Source organism: Pseudomonadota bacterium (genome assembly GCA_016927275.1).
GTDB lineage: Bacteria > UBA10199 > UBA10199 > 2-02-FULL-44-16 > JAAZCA01 > JAFGMW01.
In genome coordinates, this window is sequence record JAFGMW010000056.1 from 1 (window position 1) to 4,822 (window position 4,822).

A 4,822-nucleotide genomic window follows, 5' to 3' on the forward strand; every position below is an offset into this window, starting at 1 on the left:
CAGCTCGTCGATGTATCTGATCGTCATGAAGGCCCTTTCCCCTTACAGCTTTTTGCCCATGTACTCCGCGAGCCTGAGCATCTGGTGCGTGAAGCCCATCTCGTTGTCGTACCAGGAGAGGACCTTCACCATGTTGCCGATGACCTTGGTGTAGCCGGCGTCGAGGTTGGAGGCGTTCTTGTCGCCCATGAAGTCGACGGAGACGCACGGGTCGGTGACGTAGTTGAGTATGCCCTTGAGCTCGCCGTCGGCCGCCCTCTTCATGGCCGCGTTGATCTCGTCGGCGGTCGCCTGCCTGCTGAGCGACGCCACGAGGTCGACCAGCGACACGTTGACTGTCGGCACGCGGACCGCGATCCCGTCGAGCTTGCCGGCGAGCGCCGGCAGCACGAGGCCGACCGCCTTGGCGGCGCCCGTGGTGGTCGGTATCTGGGAGACCGCGGCGGCGCGCGCGCGGCGCAGATCCTTGTGCGGCGAGTCGACCAGCTTCTGGTCGTTGGTGTAGGCGTGGATGGTGGTCATGAAGCCGCGCTCGATGCCGTAATTGTCCTGCAGGACCTTGGCCACCGGGGCCAGGCAGTTGGTCGTGCAGCTGGCCGCCGATACGATGGCGTCCTTCGCCGCGTCGTAGGTCTCGTGGTTCACGCCGTAGACGAAGGTCGGGGTGTCCTTCTCCTTCGCCGGCGCGGAGATGATCACGCGCTTCGCCCCGGCCGCCAGGTGCGCACCCGCCCCTTCGCGGGTCACGAACTTGCCGGTGCACTCGAGCACGATGTCGCACTCCATCGATTTCCACGGGAGGGCTGCGGGGTCTTTCTCACAGGTGACCGGGATGTCGCTGCCGTTGACCCTGAGCGATTTTTCGCTGCTTGAGACCTCGCCCTCGAAGCGGCCGTGTGCAGAGTCGTATTTGAACAGGTGGGCCATCACGTCGGGGGCCACGATGTCGTTGACGCCCACGCACTTCATGCCCTTGCCCCTGGCGATCTCCCTGAGCGCGAAGCGACCGATGCGTCCGAAACCGTTGATGCCGATGCGAATCGTCATGATTCCTCCTAAGAAATGATTTTATCTGGTTATTTTGTCGATCAACAGGGTGGCGGAGTATACGATTTTGCCCCTTGCCGTCAATCCTTAAATGGCATGATTTTTCAATCTTTTTTGGCGGTCTGGGCACCTTTGCCGATCCCTGCCCCGGGCCAGAGCTTCGTTAGAATTGCGGGGAAAAACAATAAGTTAACAATGAGGATCGAAATGAGGCCCACCGAGGCTGCCATGCCTATCGATCTGAGCCCCTTGTGATGGGCGAAGATCATCCCTGAGAATCCGGCCACGGTGGTGAGGGTGGTCATGACGATGGAGCCGCCGGTGGTGGCCATCACGCGGGGGAGGTTTTGATAACCCTCCTCCTGGAAGCGGTGGAACATGTGCACCCCGCAGTCGATGCCCATGCCGAGTATGATCGGCAGCACGATCATGTTGAAGAAGTTGAAATCCATCCCTGTCGCCGACATGATCCCCAGCATCAGCGCTATCCCGCACAACAGGGGGACCATGGCCACGAGCGTGAACCTGGCGCGCCTAAAGTCCAGCATGAGGAGCAGAAATACCGCGACGAACGAGAGCGCGACGGCCTTGGGCGAGTCCCGGAGCATCACGGTGAGCACGTCCGCGAAGATGACCGAGCTCGAGACCGCGTGGTAGGCCTTGCCGTCGTCGGCCCTGATCTCGCGGATGTCGTCGGCGAGCCTCATTGCGAGCCTGCCGTCCTTGAGGTCGACCTCGGGATTGAGGAATATGTAGACGAGCTGGTTCTCCTCGCCGGTCTTTTTGTCCACGAAGAAGTCCTTGATGCTGGAGGGCACGTCCTTCATGGTGAACGGCCTGGCGCCGGTCGACCTCTTCAGCCCCTCTATCTTCTCCTTGTCCTCGCCCTTGACGAGCTTTTCGATCGTTTCGTCGTCCAGCAGTTTTTTGATCTCCGCCATGATCGGCAGTTTCTTTTCCTGCTCCTCCGGCACCAGGCTGTAGACGCTGCGCGTGCTGCTTATGAGGGTGCCCGGGTTTTCGTCCCGCACCCTCTCGACCGCGCGCTTGGCCGCCCTCGCGTCCTTTTCGGAGTGCACGAGTATCACGGAGGGCACCGCCCTCTGCGGGTTGATCCTGTGCTCCAGCTCCTGCGCCAGCTCGAGGGCCCGGTTGGGCGCGCGTATGTGCGCGAAGTTGAAATTGAACCGCAGAAAGACAGCCGCGAGCAGGGCAGACACGACGAGCGACGCCGCGAGGACCTTCAGCATCTTCGGCCCGGGCAGGGCGAGGAGCCTCTCGAGCCTGAGGTCCGCGGTCTCAAATCTCACGCTGCGGATCCAGGGGATCGCATCCTCGATCGCGCGCATGCACGGCAGCATGAGGATATAGGCGGCCAGTATCACCATGACGCCCAGCCCTGCGATGAGCCCGAACTCGGTGAACCCCTTGAAGTCGTTGATTATCAGCACGAGGAACGCCGCCGCGGTCGTGGCACCGGCCGTGAACGACGACCGGCCGGTGTGCAGGAGCATGGCCGAGAGCGCCTCGACCAGCCCCGCGCCCCTCGCGCGCTCCTCGTAGTACCTGGAGTTGAGCAGTATGCCGAAGTCTATGCCGAGGCCTGAGATGATCGAGAAGAGAAACGCGGTTGTCATGTTGAGGTGGCCTATCATGTGCCAGGCGATCGCGAAGTTCCAGACCAGCCCGCAGCCGAGGGGCAGAAAGACGAAGAGAGAGGCCCTGAGCTTCCTGAAGTACAGGATGACCAGCGAGAGCATCGCGATGCCGGCCACGGCCCCCGCCACCTTGAGGTCCCGTGTCAGCGAGTCGTACTCGTGGACGCTTGTGATGACTCCGCCCGTGTAGTGGACGCGGGCGGTCGGATCGTGCGCGCCGAGGTCGAACTCGGCGATCCGCCCCTTTATCCGCGCCGCGAATTTCTTGAAGTAGGCCACGTCGAGCTTCTCGCCCCTGGGGAAGATGTTGACGAGGTACACGGTCTCGGAGTCGTCGGTGTAGAACTCGCTCGTTATCTTGCCGGAGTACGTCTCCTCGTACTTGTCCTTGAGGTCGCCGAACGTGTCCTTCTTGTCGTCCTCGTCGTCCTCGAAGGAGATGTACAGGCCGCCCAGCTTCTCGCGCTGTATCCTGCGGTCGATCCTGTCGCGCAGATCGTGCAGGTCCTCCACCGAGGGGAAGAAGAGCTTGTGCTCGTCGAAGAAGTCGTAGCCGCGCTTGCGCCAGTCCACCTCTTCGATGGAGGGGTCGGCTGCGAGAAACCCGGCCAGCTTCGGTATCGCGGCCTGGAGCTTCTCGGGCTCCTTCGTCTCGATGATGAGGGTGAGGTTCTTGAGCTGGCCGAAGATGTCGGTCACGTCGTTGTAGCGCACCACGGAGGCGTAGTCGTCGGGCAAGAGCGTCGCGAAGTCGGTCTTTATGTTCTTGAAGAGCGAGACCGCCTTCGGCACGGAGAAGTATGTCAGCGCCGCCAGGCAGAGGGCCGCCGGGATGAAGAGCTTCACCGAGAGATTCGCGTATGTGCGGGCCATCCTCTCCAGCATCCCAACTCCTTGAAATCGATGAGTTCCGCGAGGCTTAACAGAGCTTTGGGGCTGTGGCAAATCATTTAACCCAAAGATGCGCCGAAGGGTTGACAGGCGCGGCCCTCGGGGGCTAAGGCTCCGGCGGTGAGCGACTTTGCGTCAGGGGAAACAATCGCTGCGATCGCGACCCCGCCGGGAGCCGGGGGGGTAGGAGTGGTGCGCGTGAGCGGCCCCGCGGCCTTTTCAATCCTCGAGAGGATATGGCGCGGCCGCGTCCGCCCCTCGAAATTCGAGCCTCGGAAGCTGTATCTGGGCAGGATCGTTTCGGAACCGGGGACCAGTGACCGGGGACCCGTTTTGAATCTTCCGGGTCCCAGGTTCCAGGTCCCAGGTCCCGGCTTTATCGACAGGGTCCTTGCAGTCAAGATGCCCGCTCCGCGCACATACACCGGCGACGACGTGGTCGAGATCTCCTGCCACGGCTCGCAGCCCGTGCTCTCCGGTATCGTGGCGGCGTGCGTGGCCGCAGGGGCCAGGGTGGCGGGCCCGGGCGAGTTCACCAGGCGCGCGTTCCTGGCCGGCAAGATGGACCTCGCCCAGGCCGAGGCGGTGGCGGACCTGATCGCAGCGCAGGGCGACCGCGCGGCCAGGGTCGCGGCCATGCAGCTCGACGGCAGGCTCTCGCGCGAGATCAGGGAGATAGCGGGCCGCGTCGCCGGGATCAGGGCGCAGGTGGAGGCCTCGATCGATTTTCCCGACGAGGGGATCGACGGCTGCAGCGCGATCGCCTGGGGAATCTCCGCCGCGCGGGACTTGTGCGAGAGGCTCTCCTCCACCTTCGGCTGCGGGCGCATGATGAAGGAGGGCGTGAGGGTCGCCATCGCCGGCAGGCCCAACGCGGGCAAGTCCAGCCTGCTCAACAGGATCGTGGGCCGCGACCGCGCGCTCGTGCACCGCGAGCCCGGCACCACGCGCGACGTTGTGGAGGGCGACGCCTCGATCGGCGGGGTGCGCTACACCTTCTGCGACACCGCCGGGCTGCGGGCTGCGGGCTGCGAGGTCGAGTCGCTCGGCGTGGGGAGGTCGCTCGCGGAGATAGCGTCGGCCGACATCGCCCTGCTCGTCTTCGACGGGTCGCGCGAGTTCTCCGGAGAGGACCGCGAGGTTATCGCGCGGGCGTCCGGCAGGAAGGCGATCTTCGTGGTGAACAAATCGGACCTGCCGCAGCGCTTCGACATCGAGGAGCTCGA

General features: G+C 63.6%; 3 protein-coding genes. 1 reads left to right on the top strand and 2 read right to left on the bottom strand.

What is annotated here, in order from left to right; translation table 11 throughout:
* Window positions 1–42 precede the first annotated feature (42 nt).
* Together gap and JXA24_03445 are read right to left on the bottom strand one after the other, a co-directional pair.
* Window positions 43–1,047, bottom strand: a complete 1,005-nt coding sequence (gene gap / locus JXA24_03440) for a type I glyceraldehyde-3-phosphate dehydrogenase (protein ID MBN1282809.1) — start codon at window positions 1,045–1,047, stop codon at window positions 43–45.
* A gap of 104 nt (window positions 1,048–1,151) precedes the next feature.
* Window positions 1,152–3,590, bottom strand: a complete 2,439-nt coding sequence (locus JXA24_03445) for an MMPL family transporter (protein MBN1282810.1) — start codon at window positions 3,588–3,590, stop codon at window positions 1,152–1,154.
* 126 nt (window positions 3,591–3,716) lie between these two features.
* Here JXA24_03445 and JXA24_03450 point away from each other — a divergent pair.
* A partial coding sequence (locus JXA24_03450) for a tRNA modification GTPase (GenBank protein ID MBN1282811.1) occupies window positions 3,717–4,822 on the top strand: 1,106 nt, incomplete at its 3' end.

Coding starts and splice junctions, on each gene's coding strand:
- gap (MBN1282809.1), bottom strand. CDS start 1,047: ATGACGATTCGCATCGGCATCAACGGTTTCGGACGCATCGGTCGCTTC.
- JXA24_03445 (MBN1282810.1), bottom strand. CDS start 3,590: ATGCTGGAGAGGATGGCCCGCACATACGCGAATCTCTCGGTGAAGCTC.